Raw genomic sequence first — 23760 nt, 5'->3', positions numbered from 1 at the left:
GGGCGATACTTCGCGCCTTCAGCGGCTGCGGATCAGGCGGGCGAGTTGGTCTCGGTCGGCTACGTCGAGTTTTATGCAGGCGCGGTAGATGTGGCCTTCGACGGTGCGGATGGAGACGCACAGGCGTTCGGCGATGGCTCGGTTCGACAGGCCTCGGGCGATCAGGGCGGCGATTTCGCGTTCGCGTTCGGTGATGGGGAGCGGGCGGGCGGCGGCGGTGACGGCGGGGGTTCCCGCGTCGTCGCAGCGGGCGGCGAGAGCCGAGGCGCGGGCGGCGGCCTCGGCGCTGGGGTGGCGTCGTCCGGCGTGGTCGTAGATGGGGACGGCTTGGGCGGCGGCGTCGGCGGCCGACAACAACAGGCCGGCGGCCTCGAGTTCCTCGCTCACCTCGGTGAGGGCGCCGGGGTCGGCCTTGGCCAGCGCGGTCGCGTGTCGCGCGTAGATGCCGGCGATCGGGCCCTGGACGCGGGCGGCTAGAGCCGTGAGCCGGGTGGCCACCGTACGGTCACCGAAGCGCGCCGCGTGGTGCAGTGCCTCGGCCTCCACGGCGAATTGGCCTGCGCGATGGGCGATATCGGCCGCCGTGCGGGCCAGCTCTACCGCCGCGTGGGGTCGGTGTTCGCCGGCCGCGAGCCAGGCGCGGGCGATGACGCGCTGCGGTTCGTGCAAGGCCATATGTGGCCCCCGGTGTTCATCGGCGTCACCGAGCACGCGCTCGGCGTTCTCCACCTCCCCCAGTGCCGCGTAGGCGCGGGCCAGCAGCAATCGCGCGGGCAGTTTCCACGGCAGCGAAGCCTCGGCATTGAGCGCGGCCAATGCCTGTTCGAAGGCGGTGATCGCGTCCCGGAACCGGCCGCGATAGGTGGCGACCACCCCGGCGGCGATGCGGGCCACCGCCCAGCCGGCGAATTGCCCGGCCGAGGAGAACTCCCGGTATTCGGTGGCCCGCTGTTCGGCGAGATCGAGGTCGCCGATGGTGGTGAGGGCGAGCACGTCGCCGTAGCGGACCATCACCCGGATGAGCCCGTCGGTCGCCTTCTGCTGAGCGCGGCTGCGAGCCGCGATGGTCGCGAAGTCGGCGCCCCGACCGGCGACCGGCAGGGCGAGGCCGAGCGCGAAGGCAGCGAAATCGACCGCCTGGCGCGGTGATTCGGGATCGGCGAGTACCCGCTGCGCGGCGTCGATGCCTTCGGCGATGTGGTTCTCGTGGACGGCCATCGCCGCCGCCGCGGCGTCGACGGTCAATCGCAGCGCGGGGTATTCGACCCGGGTTCGCAGTAGGTCGACGAGTTCGCGGGCGTGTTCGACATCGCCGAGCGACCAGAAGCGCAAGCTCGCTCGCAGCACTCCCCACTGGACCAGTTGCAGGGGGTCGAGCCGGTCGGGGTCGAAGCGGGCCAGGATCCGATCGGCCTCGCGTGGCCTGCCCTCCCACAGCAGCGCACGCGAGTGCAGTTCAGCGGCACGCAGCCCGCCGCCGCGTTCACAGGCGGCCCGGGCGAGCTGCTCGCCGAGCGGCAGATTCGCCAGGGCCACAGCGTCTTTGGCCGCGTCGACGAGCAGGTCGACGTCGATGGGCCGGTCGCTGTCGACACACAATCTGGCCAACCGGATGCGATGCGCGGGTGTGCTCAGATCCCGGTCGCGCAGCGTATCGACGAGGCGTCCGCGGCGGGCACGCGCGGCTGCGGTGCCGACGCGGCGGCGCACCACCTCGCCGAGCAGGGGGTGACTGAACCGCACATCGACGGCACCGTTGTGCCTGCACACCCGGATCAGCGCGGTCGATTCGGCCGCGTCGACCGCCTCGACACCCACCAGTTCGCTGAGGATGTCGATGTCGAGCGGCTCGTAGACGGCCAGCATCTCCAACACGTCGAGCACCGGTTTGCCTGCCCTGGTGAGTCGTTCGTCGAGCAACGCGACGAGCCCGGAGGGCACCGCGGTCGGCCCGCGCAGCTGCCAGACCCCGTTGACGTCGGTGAGGGTGCTCGCCTCGACCGCGCCCTCGACCATATTGCGCAGGAACAGCGGATTACCGCCGGACGACTCCCACATCACATCGGCGCTGAGCCCCTCGAGGGTTCCGCCGAGCACGGTCTGCACCAGGTCGGTGCACTGCTGTTTGGTGAACGGCGCCAGCTCGATTCGCTCGAGGTAGCCGTCTTTCCACAGCGAGGTGATCGCGTCGGGTACCGGTTCACCGCTGCGGACCGTGGCGACGACGCGCGCACCCCGGTCGACGGCGATCTGGTGCACGAGGGTGGCCGACAACGTGTCGAGCAGGTGGGCATCGTCCACGCCGAGCACGGTGCCGGGCCTGGTCAGCAGGTTCTCGCGCGCGGAATGCAGGAGTGCGAGCGGGTCGCGTGACGCCGAGGCGGCGATCCAGGGCGCGAAGGCGCCGAGTGGGATGGCTTGTGAGGAGGCGGTGCACGCCGCCCAGCGCACGGGGTCGGGAAGAGCGGCGGTGACGAGCCGGGCGAGGGTGGTCTTGCCGACGCCCGCCGCGCCGACGAGAACCACGCCACCGGTTTCGCCGCTCGTCAGCGCGCGGTGGACAGCCTCGTACTCGTTGGGGCGATCGAGCAGCTGCCACAGTCCGCCCATGGGCGAAAAGTGTAGTTGTCCTGCGACGACGCCACAACGAAACGCGCCGGGCGGTGACGCGGAACGGGTGGGAGCGGCGCTGCTCACGGCGGCAGCTCGGTGGCGTCGCGTGGTTCGATGCGTGGTGCGTTGCCCACGTCGTGGCGGTAGTTGCTCGATGCCTCGTATACCCGCTTCTTGAGCCGGTTGATCGAGCCGAGGGGCCGGTGCGCGTCGAGCCCGCGCCAGGAGTTGAACGAGAGCACCTCGTCGCCGTAGGCGCGGCGTTGCGGTGTGTAGGGATCCTGTCGATCGAAGCGCAGGGTCGCCACCGTTTCGTGCGCGGATTCGGTTTCGGGCCAGTCGACGGTGGCGTCTTCGATGGGCATGCTGGTGATGTTCGTGCACAGCTGGGCGCGTAGTTCGTAGGTGGCGCCGTGATTGGCGAAGAAGTCGATCACCGAGTTCTGGTGGGCATTCACGCCCGCCGATGTCGCGATCGGGCGGCCTTGCAGTGCAACGACTTCCGGCGACACCGGAGTGTAGAGCAGTTTGGCGACGTAGTCGCCGTGACGCAGCGGTGCCGAGGTGTAGAACGTCTCGCCGAGGATATGGGTGTTCGGGGCGACGAAGACGGCGAGGTTGGGCGGCACGCCCTTGCCGACGCGGCGCAGCACGTGGGTGTCGAGCGCGGCCATCAGGTCGCTGCCCGCCCGCAGAGCGGTATCGGGCAGCCGGGCGAGCACCCAGGCCGTCGGCATTCCCTTGGTGAGGTAGGCGTGCGCGTCGGCGAAGAGGAACTCCCGATGGGTGACCATGATGAAATCCTGGGTGGTGGCATCGTCGTCGGGCAGTGCGCGTGGGCCGTGCACACCGAGCACCTTGATGCCGAGCCCGCGTACGCCGCGCAACTGGTCGCTGCGGATGGCTCCGGAGGTGCTCGACAACCGGGCGATCACCGGATAGGTGGCGGGTCGGGCGAACATGCCCTGGGCCAGTTCGGATCGCAGGCCGGCATGGACGGTGAGTTCGCCGCGCAGGATGCCGTGGCTTTTGGCGTGCGCGTCGCGCAGGCCCCGCTTGTACTTGCGGAAAGCGCGTTCGTTGTTGGTGCGCAGTACCGCGATGATCCGGTCGATATCGCGTTCCTCGTCGGCACGTGGGTGTTCGAGATCGTCGCGGTAGCGCAGGTAGGTCGTCATCGGGACCTCCACGGGGCGAAGGGGTTCGCGACGCCGGTCAGGGCAGGGGCGAGGGTGGGGAAATGGCGCAGCAGCACGGTGCGCATCGTGTTGTCGCGCACCCAGGCCATGCCTGCCTCGGTGTAGATCTCGGGCCGGAAGTCGGTGGTGAAGAACCGGTCGGCCGAGAGCCTGCGCGAGGCCATCAGCACGAAGATCCGGAACGCGGTGTCGCCGAAGCCGAAGCCGGGTGGTTTGGGCTCGGCGTAGAGGCCGATCAGCAGGTCGACATCGTCGACGGTGTCGTACACCTCGGCGAGTTCACGCACCCAGCGCGGATCATCGGTGAGATCGTCGAACGAGCGCGCGGGGGTCAGGCGCAGGTGGCGCCGGAACTCGTTGTAGCGCGGCACGCCTCGTTCCCGGATACGGAGGATGTCGATCGTCGCAAGGTCCAGTGGCTGGTCCTCGCCCCGATCGAGGCGCCGCAGGTGCTCGGGGTAGTTGTGCAGGGTGAGCGCACCCGGGTTGGCCCGGCCGAAGGAATACAGCAACGTGTCCATCGGGGTTTCCGCGAGGCGCTGACGGATGTGGCGCACTCCGAGTGCGGGGAAGGGAAAGCGGGCGAGTTCCCTGTCGTCGGCGAGGCTGCGCACGGTCAGTTCGTCGGGGATCAGCGGATGCATCCGGTACACGGCGACGAATTCCTCGGTCAGCGAGTACGGGACGCCGTGGTCCTCGCGGGCCGAACCCGGTATGCCGCAGAGGACTTCGTTGTCGACGAGCCTGCCGAAGCGGCGCGCTATCCGTTCCCCGAGCAATCCGAACCAGTTGGCGCGCAGGGCCGCGACCGTGGTGGGGTGGGCGATCACGGCCGGTGTCCAGTCGACGGTGTGGATCTTGGCGATCAGGGCGGCATTGATGAGACGGGCCGTGTCGTAGAGCCACTGGTCGTCGCGGCGGTCCGGATAGCGGGCGACCAGGCGCTCACAGATCGCGTTGTGCTCGCGCAGGAACAGCGAATGCAGCAGCGCGAGCCCCACCCAGGCATTGGCGGCGGCGGGCGATCTGGCCACCAGGTTCTCCGCGTCCAGCGGTGGCAGTCCGAGTTCGTCGATGATGACCTGACCGAGTTTGCCCGAGCGCAGACGGACCGCCGCTTCGGCTGTGCCGCCGTAGATCTGGGAGGCGTCCCACCAGTGCGATTCGCCGGTGACGAAGGTCGGTGGGCCGGTGGGATCGGGTGCGGGCACGGTTGCGGTGCGCGCGATGGTCATCGTGGGTTCGGGCCGATCACCGTCGGCCACAGTGACCGTGAACGGTTCGGCATCGGCGGGTCGGTGGCTGAACCAGTCGTGTACTTCGAACTGGATCCACGCCGCGGCAAGCAGGTTCAAGGTAGTTGCGGGCCGGAACTCGTCGCGGGCGAGCAGCGCGGTGCTGACCGTGCGGGGGTTGGGGTCGAGGATCCGGGCGCTGTCCTCGGGGCGGGTGTGATCGAGGGGAATGTTGCGGCCGAATCGGCAGCCGATCGAACCCGCGCGCGGGTCGCCAGGGGTGTTGTAGGTGCCGTCCAGGGTGCGCGTGCGGTGCTCGTCGGGCCTGCCGGGTGGGAGGGGACCGTCGGGGTGCGGGCCGGTGTCGAAGAGGTTGCGAGCCCGCAGTCCGGCCCGCAATCCGACGAGCACGGCAAGACCGAGTGGTGTCGGCAAACGGGACCAGCCGACGCGGCGATCGAGGGCCTCTGCCGCCGCGACCAGGGCGTTCGTGATGCGTGACCGGCCGAGCGCGGTGTCACGCGCGCTGGTCTGGTGAGTGGCGTCGACCATCGGGAACCTCCACGAACTCCACGCGTACGGGACCGGATCGACCCAGTGTCCGCCGCACCCACCGGGCTGTCACGAGTAGTCGACTACTTCAGCGTTATGGGTGAGCGGAGCGCGCCGTGATGGGGTAGCGGACTACGCGCGCGCGGCCCGGCCGGGGTGGGCGACGCTGATCCGTGGACATCGCGTCGTGTCCGCTACCAGCGACCGAAGGGGCTCCGGGTGATCACGCCGATCGAAATCAAGGTCAACCTCGACACCGATGTCGCGCTTGCGCTGCGACACCTCGGCTGTGATTCGGCGGCGGCCGCTGTCCGCGACATCTGGTTCGCCGAACCCACCCTGGCCGGCTCACCGGACCTGTTGACCGGGCGGATGGTCATCCGGTTACGCAGCGGCGCCGACGACGACCTCACCGTGAAGCTGCGCCCGTGTTCGCCCGCCCAGTTGACCGGCCGCTGGGCACGCCCGTTCCTCGACGACGGGGTGCGGTACCGCATCGAACGCGATTGGTGCGGTACCCGGCGCATGTTGTCGGCGTCGGCGATCAGTGGGTGGCCTGCCGGTTCCGTCGGTGCTTTCGTGGATCGCAGGGTGGATGTCACCGAGGCCCTCGCCTCCGCGCAGCGACAGTTCCTGGTGAGTTGCACGCCACCGGGTGTCGCGGTCGACCGGCTGCGCGCGCGGGGCCCGGTGACCGCTCTGCGGTGGACCGGTGTCGCGCTGGGCGCCCTGTACGCCGATGTCGAGCGTTGGCAGACGGGTGACCTCGACCTGCTCGAGCTCGCGATGAAAATCAGCGCGGCACCCGGAGATTCGCCCGTCGACCTGCATCTGCGCGCCGCCGCCGCGCAACAGGCACTCGAGGACGCCGTACACGGGCTCGGCCTGGCGATCGCGACCGGCGCCACCAAGACCGAGCAGGTTCTCGCCGCATCGGCCCGAACACGACCGAGGTCCTAGACGGCAGGACGTCGTGGCCCGCCTGCGATCGACCTCGTTGTCGGCTACAAGCGCTGGCGCGACTGCCGCAGAACACCGGTGACCCGAAACCGACCACGCTGTCGGCCCGGCCCGGTGGACCGCGACACTGCCGGGTGTTCAATTCACGATGATGAAATTGAACAGCACCCTGATATTGCTGCTCCAGCCGACGTGATATCGCACCGAAATGGTGCCGTCGGCGTGCGGGACCACATTCAGCACCTGTGTGGTCGCCAATCCGAGAAACGGGGTGCCGTTGTTGTCCCGCTCGGTGAGGCTCACCGAGACCTGACTGTCGGCCCGTACCGTCGCATTCGGGAAACCGAATACCCAGGCGCCGGTGCCGTGGGTGAGCAACCCCTGTTGCGCCCAGAAGATCGAGGTGATGTTCGTTTCCCCGATGGCCCGGGTGCCCATCGCCTCGACGGCGGAGTATCCCGCTTTGGTCGACTCGAAATCCGCGTCTTCCACGGTGTCCGCGCTCGCCGCGACGACCGCGTCACTGCTGTCTTCCTGCAACATTTCTCTGCCCTTTCTCGGCGGGAAAATCTCTGTGCCTCAATGGTCGCGCGCGGACCCGGCCCGCCGAATGCGTAATCCACTACCCCACTGCGTCCCGCCGCATTCGGGTAGTCCGCCACGCTATCGGTGGCGGCGCCGCATCCCGAGGATGAGAAGCGCCGAATAATTCGGCGACTTTCGACAATTCCGGCTCGGATGGAGGAACGGCAGTGAGCGGATATTCGTTGCACATCGGTTTGAATCGGGTCGATCCCGCCGCCTATGGCGGTTGGGACGGCGCACTCGCGGGTTGCGTGAACGACGCGAATTCCATGGCGGCACTGGCCGCCGCACAAGGCTTCGCCACTTCGGTGACCTTGCTCGACAGCGCGGCCACCTCGTTCGCGATCATCGGCGAGATCGGTCAGCTCGCGACCAACGCGCAGCCGGGTGATCTCGTGCTGATCACCTATTCCGGGCACGGCGGTCAGGCGTGGGACGTCGACGGCGAGGAGGACGACAATCAGGACGAGACCTGGGTGGCCTTCGACCGCCAGATCGTCGACGACGAACTGTTCCAGATGTGGCGTCAGTTCGCGGCGGGTGTGCGGGTGGTGGTGTGCTCGGACAGCTGTCACAGCGGCACCGTGGTGCGCGACGCCTTCACCCGTGACAGCCGTGCGGCCATCGCCGACGTGGCCGAGCGCGCTTACGCCGACGCACCGGCCGCGCCCACGGTGGTGCAGGGCAGTCCGAAGGCGATGCCGCGAGAGGTGCAGTCCGAGGACAACAAGCGGCGCAGGCAGCTGTACTCGTTCGTGCAGCGTTTGAGCGGCCCGCAGTCACGCTCGGACCTGCGCGCGAGCGTGGTGCTGTTGTCGGGCTGCCAGGATTCGCAGCTGTCCTACGACGGGCCGGTCAACGGCCAGTTCACGGGGTCGCTGCTCGAGGTGTGGGCCAACGGTGCTTTCGCCGGCGGGTACACCCAGTTCCATCGGCAGATCATGAACATCATGCCGCCGGATCAGGTGCCGAACCTGTACCCGCTCAACGCGGGTGCCGATTTCCTCGAACAACGTCCGTTCACGCCGTGAGAAGTGGGAGGTGCGGGGTGGCGTCCGCACCCCTCTCACACTCGATACCACTCCGGGGGGATCATCATCGTGGCGACGAAGACTGTGCGCCTCCGCAATTCAGCGGGCACTTCCGCGGCTTCCGGTCCCACGAGGTTCTCGGTTTCCCACAGGCGAAGGCGCAGATGATCGGCGGTCGGGGGCAGCATCAGGGCCGCGATGCCGCCGTCCTCGGCCCGTTCGACCGACGAGCCGACCGGCCGCCACACCGCCAGGCCCTGCTGGTCGGCCGGATCGTCGACGACGAGGTCGACCGCCTCCGGTGTGAGGCCCGCTGGGCAGGATTCCAGGCGCAGCTCCAACCGGTTCAGCGGATTCGGTGACGTACCCGCCACACCGACGCGTAATTCGTTCCCCGACCGATCGACGACCACATGCCGGTCGGGCAGCAACGGCACCGTGTCGGTGACCACGACCGGTGACAAGCTCATTCCGTCGAGGCTGTGTCGCTGGTAGCGGGCGACCGCGAGCCGGATGAACGGGTGATAGGACTGATGTTCCTGTGGCACAGCGATCTCCACGTCGGCAAACCACCGGTCACCTCCGGGTGACACCGAATGTGGTGCGACAGCGACGAACTCACCGAGCTCGGGGATGATCACCTCCCCCGGTTCGACGGCCGCCGGGAACCACGAGAGCTGCGGGAACGAGGGCAGATCCGGTGTACCGAACAGCGGGTCGCGGCCGGCCCGGCTCACGGTGGCGGCCACCGTCGGAGTCGGATCCGTGGTCGGCGCGAGCACCACTGCCACTTGTTCCTCCTCGCCGGTTTCGTACCAGGGGCGAGCGAGCTCGACCCGGATGCGGCCGCTGTCCCTGCTGAATTCGAGTCGATCGGCGCCGGTCCTGGCGACGCGCGTCGCGAAGGCGGGGACGACCCCGAGCACCACCGGTGCCGTCGGTCGGGCGCTGGAGGCGACGACGACCGGGGCCTGCGCGCGGGCGACGGCGAAGTCGGCTTCGGGATCGGTGGCCGCGAAGTACTGCCGGTAACGGCTCACCGCCTCGAGGGTGTAGGTGATGGTGCGGTGGCGCGTGTCGCCGAATTCGTGCCGGAACCGCACCGTCGGCATCTCACCGGGCTCGACGACCTGGCTGTGGACATCGGTGAGTGTGGTCGGGGTGTGTGCGGTGGTTGCGAGGGTTCCGGCGTCGGTGACGTCGGTCCAGGCGGCGGAGAACCGGAGGCGGCCGGTGCTGTGCGGATCGAGACCGGTGTCGGTGAACATCGGGGTGAGCAACGCTGTCGGGTCGTTCGGTTCCCGATGGACCGCCTCCTCCGGCAGCTCCCAGACAGGCTCGCGCAGTGGACGTTTCACCGCGTGTACCACTTCGATGCGCACCGGGGGCGTGACGGCGGGATTGCGGCCGAGCTTGGTGCTGTCGGGCGAGATCGTCGGTTCCCCCGCACCGCCGGCGAGGGCGTCGCTGATGGCCAGATGATTGGACAGTTCGCCGTCCAGAGTGGAGCTCAGCTCGATCCTGGCCTGTTTGCCTTGGGCGAGCCCGACACTCAGCACGTCACCGTTCCAGCGCACGGTGATCGGTTCGGCACCCGGGTTGTCGTGCAGTTCCACTGTTTTGGGTGCGTACTGTGGCCATGCGGGCGACCAGGCGCTGTGGTCGCCGATGGGTGCGACCAGTCCCGCCTCGCCTGCCCGGACCTGGGCACGCACCCCGCTGGCGACCGGGTCGGGCAGGCCCGCGCCGCTACCGTCGGTGTCCATGGCCCGCTGGGCGAGCTGGAAGGACTCCTCGTCGGTGCGTTCGTCGAGCATGCGGTGCTGTTCGACCAGCGACAGCGCGGCGGTGGGTGCGCGCAGGACACGCGTGTCGCGGACCGGGTAGTCCGGGTTCTCGGCGTGCAGGTCGGCGACGCCGCGATCCGCATCGCTGCGGATGACCAGCCGGGTGACCGCCGCGCCTGCCGCGAGCGCGGCGGGCCCGTGCACCTGAGGCGGCGGCACCGGGTCGTGCCGCAGATAGCTCACCGCCGTGCTCGCCACGGTGGCGTCGTCCAGTTCGGCGGTGGTCAGCCCGCCACCGGCCATGTCGGCGATGCGCACCCGCACCTGGTACAGGTCGGCGAAACGCAGCGCGGGCATGCTGCGCGGCGGCACCGTGTAGTTCCAGGTGAAGTCGAAAGGCAAGGGCTGCGCGGGGTTACGCGCGGGCCCGCTCGTATCGCCGCGCAGGTTCGGCGACGGAAGCGCGAGGCTCCATCCGTCCCAACGCAACACCACCTCGTCGGCGCGCAGTTGCCCGTCCGCGCCGCGAACGGCGGCGAACGGTTTCACATGCCCCTCCTCGCGGCCCGCGACGATATCGACACCGTTCACGCGGTAGCCGGCATCGCGGGCGCACACCGACAGCCACGGGGCGCCCTCGCGCCGGATGTCGACGCGGTAGCCGAGCACGAGGTCCTCGGCGGTGAACACGGCGTCACCGAGGTCGCGGGATCGTCGCGCACCGGCGCCGCTACGAGCGCGGTACGCCCGGCCGCGGCCGGGCTGGAGCAGGGTGATGCCGCTGGAGCGGACCGGGGGCAACACCGGATTCGCCGGGGTGTTGGCGGCGAAGTCGTGGGCGGCCTGGCGGAAACCGTCGGCACCACCGTCGATGTCGAAAGTCGCGATGGCCCAGCCACGCTGCGTGGCGGGCGCGGCGGGGTCGGTGAGCGAGACCGAGTCCGACAGGTCGAGCATGCCCGCGCGGATGCCGGAGGACGCCGCGGGATCGGGCGCGGGCCGGAAGTCGGTCGCGGTGAGTTCGTATCGGGTCCACGGGGTGGTGACCAGGTTGCGCAGGAACGGCGGGTCGACGCAGCGCACACTCAGCAGCGCGCTGCCCTCGGGCAGGTCGGTCGCGGAACAGCGAAGTTCGAAGACGAGGCCGAGCTCGAGCAGTACCGCCGGGTGTTCGCGCAGGTTGGCGACCGTGCGGTGGAAGTCGGCGACGAGCGGCGGGGGCGGTTCGTTGTCGTCGGGGACGGGTGGGGTGGTGGTGCCGTCCCAGGTGGCGATCTGCTCGCGCACCGCCGCCTCGGTCTCCTCCGGTGGGCGTTCGGCGCCGGCGCGGGTGACGGTGCGCAAGGTCGCGGCGACCTTCGTCGCGGTCGCCGCCGTGTCGGACACCTGGGGCGGGCGCACCGTGCGCTCCTCCCACTGGCGCACGAAACCCGCTTCGCCACCGAAGAATTCGTGCCACAGCTCCGAACGGGCCCGCACGACCAGGCGCGGCGTCGCGGCGACGACCCGCTCCCCCGCATCGGTGCGCACGCGCAGTTCGAAACCGGTCTGATCGTTGAGCAGTGACGGCCAGTCCGCGAGTCCGAAGTCGACCAGGGTGCCTTCGGCGAGCCTCGGGACGACCAGTACCCGCAAGGCCAGTTCGGCGCCGTCCCGTCCGGAAGGCACTGCCACCCAGAGCATTTCACTCATGGTCCACCTCGTACACGCGCGCGACGTTGTCGGTACAGGCGCCGACGACCACCCGGCCGTCGGCACCTGCGGCCAGCCGGCTCATCGGCATGGGCTGCAGGAAACGGTCGATTTCTTGTCCACCGACCGGGTCGATCACGGCGACGACCGGGTCGTCGGCGGACACGATCAGGGTGCCGTTCGCCGCGAAGACCAGGTCGTTGACGGTGGCCCGCGCGGTGAGCCGGTGCACCAGGACCTCCCGCTCACCGTCGATACGCCACAGGTCGAGGACTTGCCCGCGCGCCGTGGCGAGCAGACCGGCATCGGGTGCGAGGGCGAGCACCGTCACCGGTCCCGGGTGCTCGATCCGCAGGCGCCGCACCCCAGTCGACACATCGATCACCAGGGTGCTGCCGTCCTCGCTCGCGGTGACGAGCGTGTTCGCGCGGGCACACAACCCCCGGATCTTGGCGTCGTGTTCGAACGGTGGATGTGCTTCGGTTCCGGTGGTCCCGGCCAGGAGTCGCACTTTGCGATCCAGGGCCACCGTGGCGACCCAGGCGGCCGCCGGACCGATCACCACATGGGTGACGGCGAGTGGATGCTGATGCGACCACAGCTCGGTGACATTCTCCGGGTCGGCACCCGGTACCCGGTCGAACAAGCGGGCCGTGCGGTCGGCGCTCGCGGTGGCGATTCGGGTTCCGTCGTCGCTGAAGGCCACCGCGTTGACCGCCCCGTTGTGGCGCGCGGTCCACCGGGCGCCGGTCAGGGTGTCGAAGTGTCTGCACCGGCCGTCGCTGCTGCCGGTGACTACACCGTGTCCGTCGGGACTCACCGCCACGGCGCCGATCGGACCGGGGTGGACCCGTTCGAGCATCAGCTCACCGGTCGCGGCGCGGAAGACGACGAGTTTCGCTTCGGCCGCGGCGGCGACGATTCCGGCCGCACCCGCACTGGCGGCCACGGCGCCGATGCGGGCGCCGCAGTCACGCCGGGACCGCGCCGGGGTGCCCAATTCGTAGACACGGACCGAACTCTCACCGCCGGTGACGAGCCCGGTGCCGTCACCGGTGACCGCGAGGTGCCACACGGTGCGCCCCGGATCCGACCAGATCACCGACTCGCCGGTGGTCTCGATGACGCTGACCCCGGCCGGGTCCGTCGCGGGCGGGATCGCGACGTTCACCGCGAGCCGCTCGCCGCGCGGCAGGAACGCACCGGCGAACGGACCGTTCCCCGGAACCGGCAGCGTCCTGCGCACGCCACCGTCGATCACCGACAGCAGAGCGATGTCGTTGTTGCCCACGCGCACAAGGGTTTCGCGACCGGGGCTGTAGAACAGGCTCTCGAACCAGGTGTTGATGTTCGCCAGTTCCGGTGCGTCGACGGCGCCGCGCGCGACAGCGGCGCCGGTCGCGTCGACCTCGAGTTCGTAGGTGGTGATGGTGCCCCAGGTGGCGCTCGCGAAGATCACGCCGTCACCGCCGGGGGTGAAGTCGGCGGCCGACGGAATGTTCGTGTGATCGCCGAGCTGCCACCGCGGCGTTGCCGTCGCCAGGTCGACCAGCGAGGGGCATCCTGTGCACAGCAGCGTCGAATCGGACCGGAATCGGGGCCGAGTCATGGAGTTTCCCTGCCGGTAGAGCACCGCGCCGCTCGCCGCGTCGAACACGATGTTCTGTGCGAACTCGCCGCCCGCGCCGTCGTCGAGTATCCCGATGAGGGCGAGTCGGGTGCCGTCCGGACTGAGTTCGAGGAAACCGCCACCCCGGTGCGACCACACCTCCTCGCCGCTCGCGGTGCGCAACAGCGACACCCACCGCTCCTCGGCGTCGTTCACACCCGTGAACACGAAGGACTCGCCGTCGGGTGTGAAGACCACATCGAAGCATCTGGCCCCCGCATTGCTCCAGAGCACCTGTCCCGTGGTTCCGTCGACCATGCTCGATCCCGGTGTGCCGCCGCCGTCGTTCCCGAACAGCGACCACCCTGTGCCCGCGAATACCCGCCGGCCGTCGCGGCTCACCGCAACCCGGCTCACCGGGTGGTTCAATGCCACATCGGCGACTACCCGGAAGTGCTCGGCTTCGTTCATTGCCCTACTCCTGCGAAGGCGGCCCGGTATTCGAGCCACTGAGCCAGTGCGGTGTCACGGTCGCGCAGTGCAGGCCTACGAGCCGCCCCGCCCGCGAGCACCCATTCGCCGCTGTCGATTTCCACGCTGTCGGACCAGAGGGTGAGGTCGACCTCGATCACCAGGGTGGCGCGGCCGACGAGGGCGTTGCGTTCGGATCGGTAGGTCAGCGACAGGCACAGTTCGATCGAGACGCTGATCAGCCCGAGGACCTCGACACAGCCGCCGATGCGCAGGTACCCGCACAGGGTGACCGCGCCGTCGGATTCGAGGGTGAACCGCACGCCGCCGAGCGCGTGCACCTCACCGGAGGCGACGACGAAGTCGACGGCGACGAACGCCCCGAATTCCAGGGCCGCCTCGAAGCGGCGCAGCCCGTCGCCGTCGAGCTGCATCTCGAGGTAGCCGCCACCACCGAACATCATCACCGCGAGCTGGAAGGGGTTCGCCCGGCTGGCGAACCCGAAGGTGAACCCGACCGGTCTGCCGTCGAACGGGATGTCGACGGCCGAGGTGAGGGCGATATTGCGCATCACGAACGCCCCGGCGGTGACCGGTGGCAACGGCAGGGCGTAGCGGACGGTGATGCCACGGGCGCTGACGTCGAGCATCTTGCCGGTGTCCCCCAGCTGCACCAGATCCTGGAGTTCCTTCAGCAGATTCAGGGCGCCGACGAACTCGACCCGGAGGCCGTCGACGGCGACCTCGGGTGCGGCGCCGCCGCGCTGGGTGAAGGTCAGAGCCGCGAAGCTCAGGCGCAGCACCCGCTTGGGGCCCGGCGGTAGTTCGAGGGCGAATTCCTTGACCGTGCACCGGGTTTCGTTTCGATCGGACGCTGCGACGATGGTCAGGTCAAGCCGGGTGCCCGGTCCGGCGACGAACGTGCCGACCGACCGGAGGGCGATATCGCGCCAGTTCATGTGGACTTCCGGTGGTGCGCCGACGCGTGGTACGGCGGTGATCTCTGGTGGTAGTCGCAGCTGGGTCACCAGGGTGCGTAACGGAAAGCCCAGCAGCTGGGCCTGATCCGAGGGGAACAGGGCAACCGGGTCGATGAGTCCGGTCGCCGGGTTGGGCAGTGCCCGCAGGTTCACCGGGCCGAGCGTGCGAGAGATAGCGTCGGCGACGTACTTGGGGGTGAGCAGACCACCCGAGCGTGCGGCGTCGCCGGCGAAGTCGATATCGCGGGCCTGGTCCGGCAGCATTTCCATGAGCACGTCGGCGGTGCCGTCGCGTAGGTAGTTCTCCGCCAGGCGAACCGACGTGCGGCGGTCGTCTCCGCGCAGCACCCGCAGGGCAGGCAGCGCGATGTCGAGCTGGGTGAGCCCGGCGCGGTACCCGGCGGCCGGGGAATGCTCGGCCAGGCCTGCGAGGGTCAAGCCGTGAACCTCGTGGATGTCGCCGCGACCACGGCCACCGGCCCCGGCCAGATCCAGCGGTGTCGGTGCGATCGACACCGAGACGGTGCCGTAGTCGTCATGAAGCCGTTGTGCGAGACCGGGATCGGTGAGCGAGGTGCCGGTACCCAGGTCGATCTCGGCGACGAACAGCAGCGGTACCCCGAACGTCACCACGCCCGTCGCGGTGACACACCGGATCGGGAACCGCACCGGCAACCCGGCCATCGTGGTCGGCAGGAAGTGCGTGGCCTGTTCACCCACCCCGGGCAGCCCCGTGAACTGCCAGCCCCCGGCATTCGGCGATTCGAGGTCGGTGAAGGTCGTCTGTGTTATCTCCACGGCGCCGAGCGGGAACCGGCGGCGCAGGGCAGGGTCGTCGGGCGGGTGACGTACCGGTTCGAGAACGGTGAGCACCCCGATCCGCCGCAGCACCGCCGCCCCACCGGTCGACGCGTCGAACTCCCTGGTCACGATCTCGAGGTACTCGGCACGATGCCCCAGCGGGTACAGCGCTCCTTCGAATCGGGTGCGCACCAGCATGTCCCGGCCGAGCACCGCGCGCTGCTCCCATTCGAACGCCGCCCAGGTGCCCTTGACGTGCAGGGTGGCACCGAGGGAGCTCAGTTCCAGGCGGGAGGCGTCGGCTGGGCTGGTCGCGGTCTCGGCCACCAGGCGGGTGCGCGTCGCGCGCGGGGTGCCGAGGGAGTTGTCGGGCCCGAAGTCGGGATCGAGGGTGTTCGCGATGTCGTGGTCGACCACGCGCACCGACAACCGGGCATCCGAAGGAGTCACTGCCTCTGTTGCTTCCGCGGCTACCAGCCTGGTGCGCCAGAGCCCACGCACTCCGTTCGGCGCGGTGGCACCGGTGTGTCTGCAGACGACCGAGTCGTCACCGGACCTACTCGGGCCACGACCGGCGAGCCCGGCGCTGCCTCTGTCTGGAGCGGTCGGGGAAGTTTCCGGCAGCGACCCCGTACTGGGTAGCGCCCCATCAGCTGGGGTCGCACGGCTGCGCGAAACCTCTCGCGCCATCCTGCCACCAGGCACGAGGACGGTGCGCCAGGGAACCTCTATGGCGGTTGCGCCCGGGTCGACGACCAAGGGCACGGTGGCCACCGCATCCAGAATCCCCTGGACAGTCAAGGGGATTCGTTGCCCCGATGGCACCCCCACGACGATCCGGCTCGGACCGGCGAGCACCCCGCGCCAACCGGGTACCGACGCCCCGGTCGTCCCCGCCGCCAGCACCAGTGGTGCGTCCGAGAACGGTGGCGAGCACTCCTCCCCCACGTGTTGCGGCGGGAACAGCACGGTCAGCCGGGCGTTGTCCCCGGCGGTGAGCATGCCGGTGCCGTCGGGGACGCATCCGGTCCAGCTCACCCCGAGCACCAGGTGATCCTCGGGACGGATCAGCAGCACGTATCGCATCGGTCGTCCCTTCGCAGACCCGTGCGCTAGCCGACCGGCACGGATTCGGCGGGGCCGGCCCTCATACCCTCGCCCGGCGCCGATCCGTCCTGGGAGAAGGTCACCGTCACCACCGACCCCGGCTCGGAAGTCTCGAGCGCGAGAAAGGTCTGGTACAGATCGACGCCGACATACTGGCCGCCGGGCGCACCGCCGATGATCTCCACCAGCGCGAGATGCAGATGCGGCGGAATACCGCCGAATCCGAGCACCGTGCCGAGGAAGTCGCCGCGCGAGATCGTCGAACCCGGTCCGAGACCCGCTGGCACATCGGTGAGGTGGGTGTAGAAACCACCCATCATGTCGTTGGGTGCACGCACGAAAATCTGTGCGCCGTAGACCTTTCCGCTGTCGGCGGCCGGGTTGTGCGGGGTGAAGCGGGTGATGTGACCGTCGAAGGCCGCGAACACCGGCGTGCCTGCCACGCCACCGAGGTCCATGCCGTACTCGATGTACCAGTTCGGTCCCTGATGCCCGCCCTGATGGGGGCCGCCGTGCGCCTGCGTGTACCCCGACGGGTCGACCGGGGCGGAGATGTCGACGGTGAACGCCCCGCGGGCGAGCGCACGGGGACGGCGGACCCGCCGGAACGCCGGCAACTCGGCGGCGATCTCGGGTGGTACCTCTTCCGAATCCCAGGCCAGGCTGGCACCGGGCACCGCGCCCTCGATCTCCTGGATCTTGTCCTGCACCACCCGCATCTGATCGTCGTCGAGATCTCCGAGGCGGGTGTCGACGGAGATGCCGAGCGCGTTCGCGACCGCTTGGGCGTAGGTGGCGGGATCGTTGCCGTCGGAGGCGGGAGCATAGCGGGCGAAACCGTCGAGGATCGACAGGTCGCGATACGACGCCGATCGCAGCAGCTGCGCGATCGCGAAATACCCGGCGCCCCAGGAGGGGAAGACCAGGAAATTGTGCCAGTTGAACTTGCCGGGATACTGGCCGTAGTCGGGGCCGCCCGGCGCACCGGTGATATTGCCGGGATTGTTGTTCAGCCAGGCGAAACTGCCCTCGTGATTACGCATATGTGGTCGGCCACGGGCGATTTCGTCGGCATGGATCACGTAGTGGAAGATCTCCTTGCCGTGCCCGCCGTAGTCGGTGGGGTCGTGCGGGTTCGTGCCGGGAAACCATTGCGCCCGCGGAATGTTCTTGTCCGTCGACATCCGGCCGTTCCAGTACCAGACGTGGTCGCCGAGTTCGAGTGTCATGGTGCACCTGCCTTCGTGAGAGTTATGCGGACAGCGCGCCGCCGATGGTGGCGGCGACGGCGGCGTGCGCGAGATATTCCGCGATGTCGTGCGCGCGTTCCTTGGGGTTCTCGACCGGAACCTCGCGCAGCCCGGCTCCCCACGCCCGGCTCAGCGGGCAGCCGATGGCGATGGGGTCGCCCGCGTACCAGGTGTTGAGCCACTCGCCGACGCGCTCGGGCCGGTTCGCCCCACCGGTGAGCAGCTTGCGGTACACCCCGTCGAGGCCGAGCGGGCTGCCCGCGGTGACCAGCATGCGCACGTTCACTTCCTGCGGCAGCTGGGTGAGCAGATCGAGGGCGACCACGGTACCGAGGCTGTGGCTCACCAGGACCAGCTCACCACCGCTCGGCACGTCGGCCAGCACCGCGTCGAGCACACTCTTGCGGACCCGTTCGTCGTCGAGATAGGCGGCGACGTCCTTGAAGATGGCGCCGATGAGCGCCGAATCGAGTCCGCTGCGGGCGGCGATCCAGCCGAGCTGGTCGTGCAAGCGGTCCAGCAGTACCGCACCGAAACCGCCGAACAGTTCACGGGTCTGCGGGTCGGCGGGCAGGTCGGTCGGCATCCCCGCGCGCTGGGCGGCCTCGGCGACCAGTTCTTCGTAGAGAGCGGGGCCGGTGTCGACGGCTTCGCGGGTGTCCATGCTCTCGACGAGCCGGTCACCGTAGAACGGAAAGTACGCGTCGGCGGGGTCGAGCGGGCCGAGGCCGGCGAGGGTGAGTCCCTTGTTCAGCCCGGCGGTCCAGGTGCGGCGCAGTTCGGCCGGGTCACGACCCTGCTGACCGCGACCGTGCAGGAACAGCACGCTGCGGCCGGCCGCCCCGACCGGTCGTCCGCGCAGCCCGCGAACGGTGCTCTCCCGTACCAGAACAGGCTGTGGCACAGACCTTGTCACGGTCTCGACGACAGGCAGAGCGGCGGTCGGCCCGAGTTCGTCGAGGAGGGCGCGCTGCGCGGGGTCGAAGCTGCGGGAGCCCAGGTCGCGCAGCAGCACGCTCACCCGGGTGCCCTCGTTGGCGATCCACTCGATGGCGTCGTCACCGTCGCCGCGCTGCCACAGCTTGCCGTCCTTGCGCAGCACGCGGCCCTTGTCGTCCTTCTTCGGCACGCCGGCGTGATGCAGGGCGACGATCTCCCACTGGTCGTTGAAGACCGGCGAACCGGAATTACCCGGTTCGGTGTCGGAGTGGTAGTGCAGGAAATGCTCGAGCTGCAGGTCGAGGCGGTTGTCGCGGATCGAGATCTCCTTGAGCCTGCCCGAGGGATGCCCGACGACGTTCATCGCCTCACCGATCACGATCTTGCCCGGCTCGGCGATCAACTTGTTCCAGCCGAACTCCCCACCCGCGAACGAACCGTCGGCATTCGGTGCGACCCGCACCAGGGTGTAGTCCAGGTGCTCGCTCGTGACGAACAGGTCCTCGGGCGCCAGCCGGTAGTGCACCGTGGGGCCCGGCACGTTGTTCGCCGCCACCTCGGCCCCGAACTCGACCACCACCGACGCGGCATCCGCCACCGTCGGCAACACGTGGTTGTTGGTGAGCAAAAGCTGCGGCGACACCATCGAGCCGGTGCCGACGGGGATCTGGCGGCCGTTGTCGTTCAGCGAGATCCGGGCCACCGCCTGCGCCGCGCGGGCCCCACGGGTCAGGAAGTTCACCGCCTGTAACTCGTTGGCGAAGCCGATCACCCGCTCGAGGGAGCCGATGCCGTCGACCGGGTCGTGCCTGCCCAATTCGATCACCGCGGTGGCGGGCACCTCCCCGGTGACGAGCAATCGGTCGGCGCGGGCCACGATCTGCTCTTTCGTGTCGACGACCACCGACTCGGTGGCGGCACGTCTGCGTTCCACCTCTTCGCGTTGCTCGGCAGTGTCGGCGAACCGCCGCGATGCGGCGTCCATCTGTTCGCGCCATGCGTCGGTGCGTTCGCTCTCGGTATCCATGGGGGTCACCTCGCCCGGGGAGTGTGTGCTGGTGTTGTCAGCGTGGGCGCCGAAGGTGGTGGTGGACACGAGTAGTGCACCACTCGAATTCCGCGCGCCCGCGGCTCAGCCGGGATAGATGGCGTGGACGGCGGCTACGTCGCCCGGTGAGAGCGCGGTGCGCTGGCCCATGCCGGTGCCCGGCGGCAACGGCACGCGCGCGACGATCGTCGGGCTGCCGTCGACGCTGAAAGCCGTTGGGGGGTAATGCATGATGGAGCCGAAGTCGTAGCCGCCGACATCGTCACCGTCGGTGATGTGCTGGGCGAAATTGTGGCGATGGGCGGGGTCGACGTGCGCGAGGCGCACCTCCACGAAGGCGTCGCGGTCCTGTCGGCTCTGTTCGTGCCAGAGTCCGAGCGCGTGGGCCATCTCGTGCACGACGGTGCCCACCGGGGCGGTGTCGGCGAGCTCGATCGTCTGCGGACCGCCCTGCCTGCCCACCGCCGAACGGCTCGCGGTGCTCGGGACGAAGCGTACGAAGTCCGGGTGCTGCGCGGTGCGTGGGACGAAGCGGATCCTGGTTCGCTCGTGCCACTGCGCGACCGCGTCGTGCACGCGGTGCGGGGCGGGCAGACCCAGATCGATCTCGAACGGCACCACCGCGCCCGGCCAGCGGAAGAACCCGCCGGTGACGACGATGCCTTCGAGTCTGCGGCGTTCGTCGATCTCGGCGAGGGTGCCGAGGACGATGTCGCCCTCGAAGACGGCCAGCTCGTCGACCGCCGCGTAGCGCAGTTCGCGCACACCGTGTCCGACACTGCCGATCGGGCTGGCGCCTGCCTCCGGGCCCGAGCGGAATTCGCCGGTGGCCTCGGTATGGGTGAAAGAGTTCTCGATAGTCATGCACTTCAGCGTGCGGCGGACTCACCGCCCTCGCGCGCGTAGCGCACTACCCGATCAACCGCCCGGGGCCGCGCCGTGCGGCCCCGTGCGGGAGGAATCAGAGGTTGACGCCGAAATCGCGGGCGATGCCCTCGAGGCCGGAGGCGTAGCCCTGGCCGATCGCGCGGAACTTCCATTCGGCGCCGTTGCGGTACAGCTCACCGAAGACCATGGCGGTTTCGGTCGAGGCGTCCTCGGACAGGTCGTAGCGGGCCAGTTCCTCGCCGTTGGCCTGGTCGACCACGCGGATGTAGGCGTTGCGGACCTGACCGAAGGACTGGTTGCGGGTGAGGCCGTCGTAGATCGAGACCGGGAAGACGATGCTCTCGATGGTCGGCGGGGTGTTGGCCAGGTCGACGTTGACGACCTCGTCATCGCCCTCGCCCTCACCGGTGCGGTTGTCACCGATGTGCTCGATCGCGCCCTCGGGGGACTTCAGGTTGTTGAAGAACACGAAGTGCTTGTCGGACACGACCTTCTTGTCGGCGCCGAGCGCGATGGCGCTGGCGTCGAGGTCGAAGTCCGTGCCGGTGGTGGTCCGCAGATCCCAGCCGAGACCGACCGCGACAGCGGTGAGGTTCGGCGCCGCCTTGGTCAGCGAAACGTTGCCACCCTTGGACAAACTGACACCCATACCGATTACTCCCATCGATCAACGCGGCACAGAGGGCGCCGACGATTCGCACACTAGCACTGAGTAGCGACGCGACGACGGCTCGCCGGGGACCCGAAAAAGTCTGGTATACAGCCTGATCCGGTACCGGATCAGGCCTGATCGACCCGTTCGTGCGCGGTCAGCAGCAGGTGGTCGAAGCGGGTGCGGCAACCCGGCACTTGAGGTTCGAGGCCGCGGGCGTCCTCGACGAGCTGGGCGGCGAGATCGCGGAGTTTGGTGTTCGTCTCCTGGGAGCGCCAGCGCAGCACTTTGAACGCCTGGTCGGGGCCGACGCCGTACATGAGGACGAGTACGCCCTTGGCTTGCTCGATGGCGGCGCGCGCCTCGATCAGTTCGGGCAGGGTCTCGTCGAGGGTCTCCTTGCGTTCCTCTTCCAGGCGCTGGGTGACGTCGATGTAGTAGCCGGTGGTGCCGATCACCGTGCCGTCGTCGTCGGTGAGGTGGTCGCCGACGATGATCACCTCGTGCTCGGTGCCTCGGGTGTCGATGATGCGGTGCCTGCCACACACCGGTTCGCCCGCGTCGATGGCGCAGGTGATCGCGGTGCCGAGGTCCTGCTGGTCGTCGGGGTGCTTGTGCGACAGCAGCAGCTCGGTGGTCGGCTCGACCTCACCGGGGCCGTAGCCGTAGATCTCGGCGAGCTCGTCGGACCATTCCCAGCGCCCGTCGGCGAACCAGAACTGGAACGAACCGATGCCCGAACAGGCCTCGGCGCCGATCACCTGGCTGATCGCGGTGACCGCGTCCGGTACTGATTGTTCACTCAACGTCACCTACGAAGTATCCCCTATCGCACCCGGTCAGGAAGCTATCGGGCCCGATTCCGCAGATTCGATACCCATACCCCCTAGGGGTTTACTTTCAGGCCGCGAAGTCGTACCTTCGGAGCATGATCACCTCGCTGTTCGCCAACCGCGACTACCTCCGGCTGTTCACCGCCCAGATGACGGCGCTGTTCGGCACCGGATTGACCACGGTCGCACTGGGTCTGCTCGCCTACGAACTGGCGGGCGCCGAGGCAGGGGCCGTGCTCGGCACCGCGCTCACCATCAAGATGCTGGTGTACGTGACCGTCGCCCCGATCGTCGCCGCCTACGCCGACCGGTTCCCGCGCAGGCTCTTCCTCGTCTCGCTCAACGCGGTGCGCGGTGCCGTGGTGCTCGCGCTGCCGTTCATCGACCAGATCTGGCACATCTACGTACTCATCGCCGTACTGCAGACCGCATCAGCGGCCTTCACTCCGACATATCAGGCGGTGATCCCCGACATCCTGCCCGACGAACGCGACTACACCCGGGCGCTGTCGGCGGCCCAGCTGGCCGCGACCATGGAGACGCTGCTGAGCCCGATGCTCGCGGCGGCGGCGCTCACCCTGATCAGCTTCCACTGGCTGTTCGTCGGCACTGCCATCGGCTTCGTGGTCTCGGCCGTCCTCGTGGTCTCCACCAGGATTCCCGACGCCGGTGCCACCACCGGTGGCAGTTTCCGGCAGCGGATCGCAGTGGGAATGCGGATCTTCGCCGCGACGCCCAGGCTGCGTGGGCTGCTCGGGTTGAACCTGGTAGTCGCGGCAGCGGGGTCGGTCATCATGGTCAACACCGTCAACTATGTGCGCGACACGCTCGGCGGTTCGCAGACCGGTGTCGCGATCCTGCTGGCCGCCAACGGTTTCGGCACCATAGTGGTGGCGCTGTCGTTGCCGCGGGTGCTCGACCGGGTCGGCCCCCGGCCGGTGATGCTGAGCGGTGCCACGACCCTGATGACCGGACTCGGCGCGGCCGTCGCGCTGTCGAATGCCGCGGCGGGACAGTGGCGCTGGATCGCGGCGGGCGCCGTGTGGGCGGTGATCGGGGCGGGCACTGCCGCCGTCCTGACCCCGACCGGGCAGATTCTGCGGCGGTCCTCACAACCCGCCGACCGGGCCGCGTTGTTCGCCGCGCAGTTCTCGCTGTCGCACCTGGCGTGGCTGCTCACCTATCCGATCGCCGGATGGCTCACCACCGCAGCCGGTTTCACGACCACCTGGCTGGTGCTGCTCGGTCTGGCCGCCCTCGGAACCATCGTCGCGCTGCGGTCCTGGCCCCGCCACGACCCGGCCGAGATCACCCACCTGCACGAGATCGGAACCATCGATCCGGCCCGCCTGGCCGACGCCGTTCGCATCACCGACCGGCTCTACCAGCACACCCATCCCTACGTCATCGACGCAGCACATCAGCGGTGGCCGCGCGACGCCCACGCCCTCGCCGCCTGAGACCTGCTCACGGACCTTCGCCACATCGCTGCCCGACGCTGCCCGGACCAGGGTTCGCTCGAACAGCG

The 23760-nt window shown here is 69.1% G+C and carries 15 protein-coding genes; 3 read left to right on the top strand and 12 right to left on the bottom strand.

Annotated elements, in window-relative coordinates; translation table 11 throughout:
• Window positions 1–18: 18 nt before the first annotated feature.
• The 3 genes from LDL21_RS10285 to LDL21_RS10275 form a co-directional block, all read right to left on the bottom strand.
• The gene (locus LDL21_RS10285; RefSeq protein ID WP_225279798.1) at window positions 19–2610 is read right to left on the bottom strand and encodes a helix-turn-helix transcriptional regulator; all 2592 of its coding nucleotides are present in this window, start codon (window positions 2608–2610) and stop codon (window positions 19–21) included.
• A gap of 83 nt (window positions 2611–2693) precedes the next feature.
• On the bottom strand, window positions 2694–3791 hold the full coding sequence (locus LDL21_RS10280) for a catalase family protein (RefSeq protein ID WP_181697133.1): 1098 nt from the start codon (window positions 3789–3791) through the stop codon (window positions 2694–2696).
• A complete protein-coding gene (locus LDL21_RS10275) occupies window positions 3788–5599 on the bottom strand; it encodes a peroxidase family protein (RefSeq protein ID WP_225279797.1) in 1812 nt (603 codons plus the stop codon). Before LDL21_RS10275 ends, LDL21_RS10280 begins: the two co-directional genes overlap by 4 nt.
• Before the next feature lie 219 nt (window positions 5600–5818).
• On the opposite strand from LDL21_RS10275, the gene LDL21_RS10270 reads away from it, so the two are divergent.
• Window positions 5819–6559, top strand: a complete 741-nt coding sequence (locus tag LDL21_RS10270) for a hypothetical protein (protein WP_225279796.1) — start codon at window positions 5819–5821, stop codon at window positions 6557–6559.
• A 138-nt stretch (window positions 6560–6697) separates the two neighbouring features.
• Here the strand turns inward: LDL21_RS10270 and LDL21_RS10265 are convergent, their stop codons facing one another.
• Window positions 6698–7102 carry a hypothetical protein gene (locus tag LDL21_RS10265; RefSeq protein ID WP_181697130.1) on the bottom strand — a complete coding sequence of 135 codons (405 nt, stop codon included), beginning with the start codon at window positions 7100–7102 and terminating at the stop codon, window positions 6698–6700.
• 209 nt (window positions 7103–7311) lie between these two features.
• Here LDL21_RS10265 and LDL21_RS10260 point away from each other — a divergent pair, with 209 nt between their 5' ends.
• Window positions 7312–8175 (top strand): caspase family protein, encoded by an 864-nt coding sequence (locus tag LDL21_RS10260; protein ID WP_225279795.1) that lies wholly within the window; start codon window positions 7312–7314, stop codon window positions 8173–8175.
• A 35-nt stretch (window positions 8176–8210) separates the two neighbouring features.
• Here the strand turns inward: LDL21_RS10260 and LDL21_RS10255 are convergent, their stop codons facing one another.
• From LDL21_RS10255 to LDL21_RS10220, 8 genes are all read right to left on the bottom strand, one after another.
• Window positions 8211–11654, bottom strand: coding sequence for a hypothetical protein (locus tag LDL21_RS10255; RefSeq protein ID WP_225279794.1), 3444 nt, complete (start codon window positions 11652–11654; stop codon window positions 8211–8213).
• The gene (locus LDL21_RS10250) at window positions 11647–13734 is read right to left on the bottom strand and encodes a WD40 repeat domain-containing protein (RefSeq protein ID WP_225279793.1); all 2088 of its coding nucleotides are present in this window, start codon (window positions 13732–13734) and stop codon (window positions 11647–11649) included. Before LDL21_RS10250 ends, LDL21_RS10255 begins: the two co-directional genes overlap by 8 nt.
• On the bottom strand, window positions 13731–16601 hold the full coding sequence (locus tag LDL21_RS10245) for a hypothetical protein (RefSeq protein WP_225279792.1): 2871 nt from the start codon (window positions 16599–16601) through the stop codon (window positions 13731–13733). Before LDL21_RS10245 ends, LDL21_RS10250 begins: the two co-directional genes overlap by 4 nt.
• 26 nt (window positions 16602–16627) lie before the next feature.
• On the bottom strand, window positions 16628–17851 hold the full coding sequence (locus LDL21_RS10240; protein ID WP_225279791.1) for a peptidoglycan DD-metalloendopeptidase family protein: 1224 nt from the start codon (window positions 17849–17851) through the stop codon (window positions 16628–16630).
• A gap of 22 nt (window positions 17852–17873) precedes the next feature.
• Complete coding sequence (locus LDL21_RS10235) at window positions 17874–19838, bottom strand: trypsin-like serine peptidase (protein WP_225279790.1); 1965 nt, start codon at window positions 19836–19838, stop codon at window positions 17874–17876.
• A gap of 105 nt (window positions 19839–19943) precedes the next feature.
• On the bottom strand, window positions 19944–20723 hold the full coding sequence (locus LDL21_RS10230; RefSeq protein WP_225279789.1) for a M12 family metallopeptidase: 780 nt from the start codon (window positions 20721–20723) through the stop codon (window positions 19944–19946).
• A 97-nt stretch (window positions 20724–20820) separates the two neighbouring features.
• Entirely contained in the window at window positions 20821–21396 is a 576-nt protein-coding gene (locus LDL21_RS10225; protein WP_067489596.1) for a TerD family protein, read from the bottom strand.
• A 131-nt stretch (window positions 21397–21527) separates the two neighbouring features.
• Window positions 21528–22211 carry a PAS and ANTAR domain-containing protein gene (locus tag LDL21_RS10220; protein ID WP_225279788.1) on the bottom strand — a complete coding sequence of 228 codons (684 nt, stop codon included), beginning with the start codon at window positions 22209–22211 and terminating at the stop codon, window positions 21528–21530.
• 116 nt (window positions 22212–22327) lie between these two features.
• On the opposite strand from LDL21_RS10220, the gene LDL21_RS10215 reads away from it, so the two are divergent.
• On the top strand, window positions 22328–23692 hold the full coding sequence (locus LDL21_RS10215; RefSeq protein ID WP_255674522.1) for an MFS transporter: 1365 nt from the start codon (window positions 22328–22330) through the stop codon (window positions 23690–23692).
• Window positions 23693–23760 lie beyond the last annotated feature (68 nt).

The organism is Nocardia rosealba (genome assembly GCF_020216065.1).
Lineage (GTDB): Bacteria > Actinomycetota > Actinomycetes > Mycobacteriales > Mycobacteriaceae > Nocardia > Nocardia rosealba.
The sequence above is the reverse complement of the archived record's forward strand: the minus strand, read 5'-3'. Positions and strand labels throughout refer to the sequence as shown.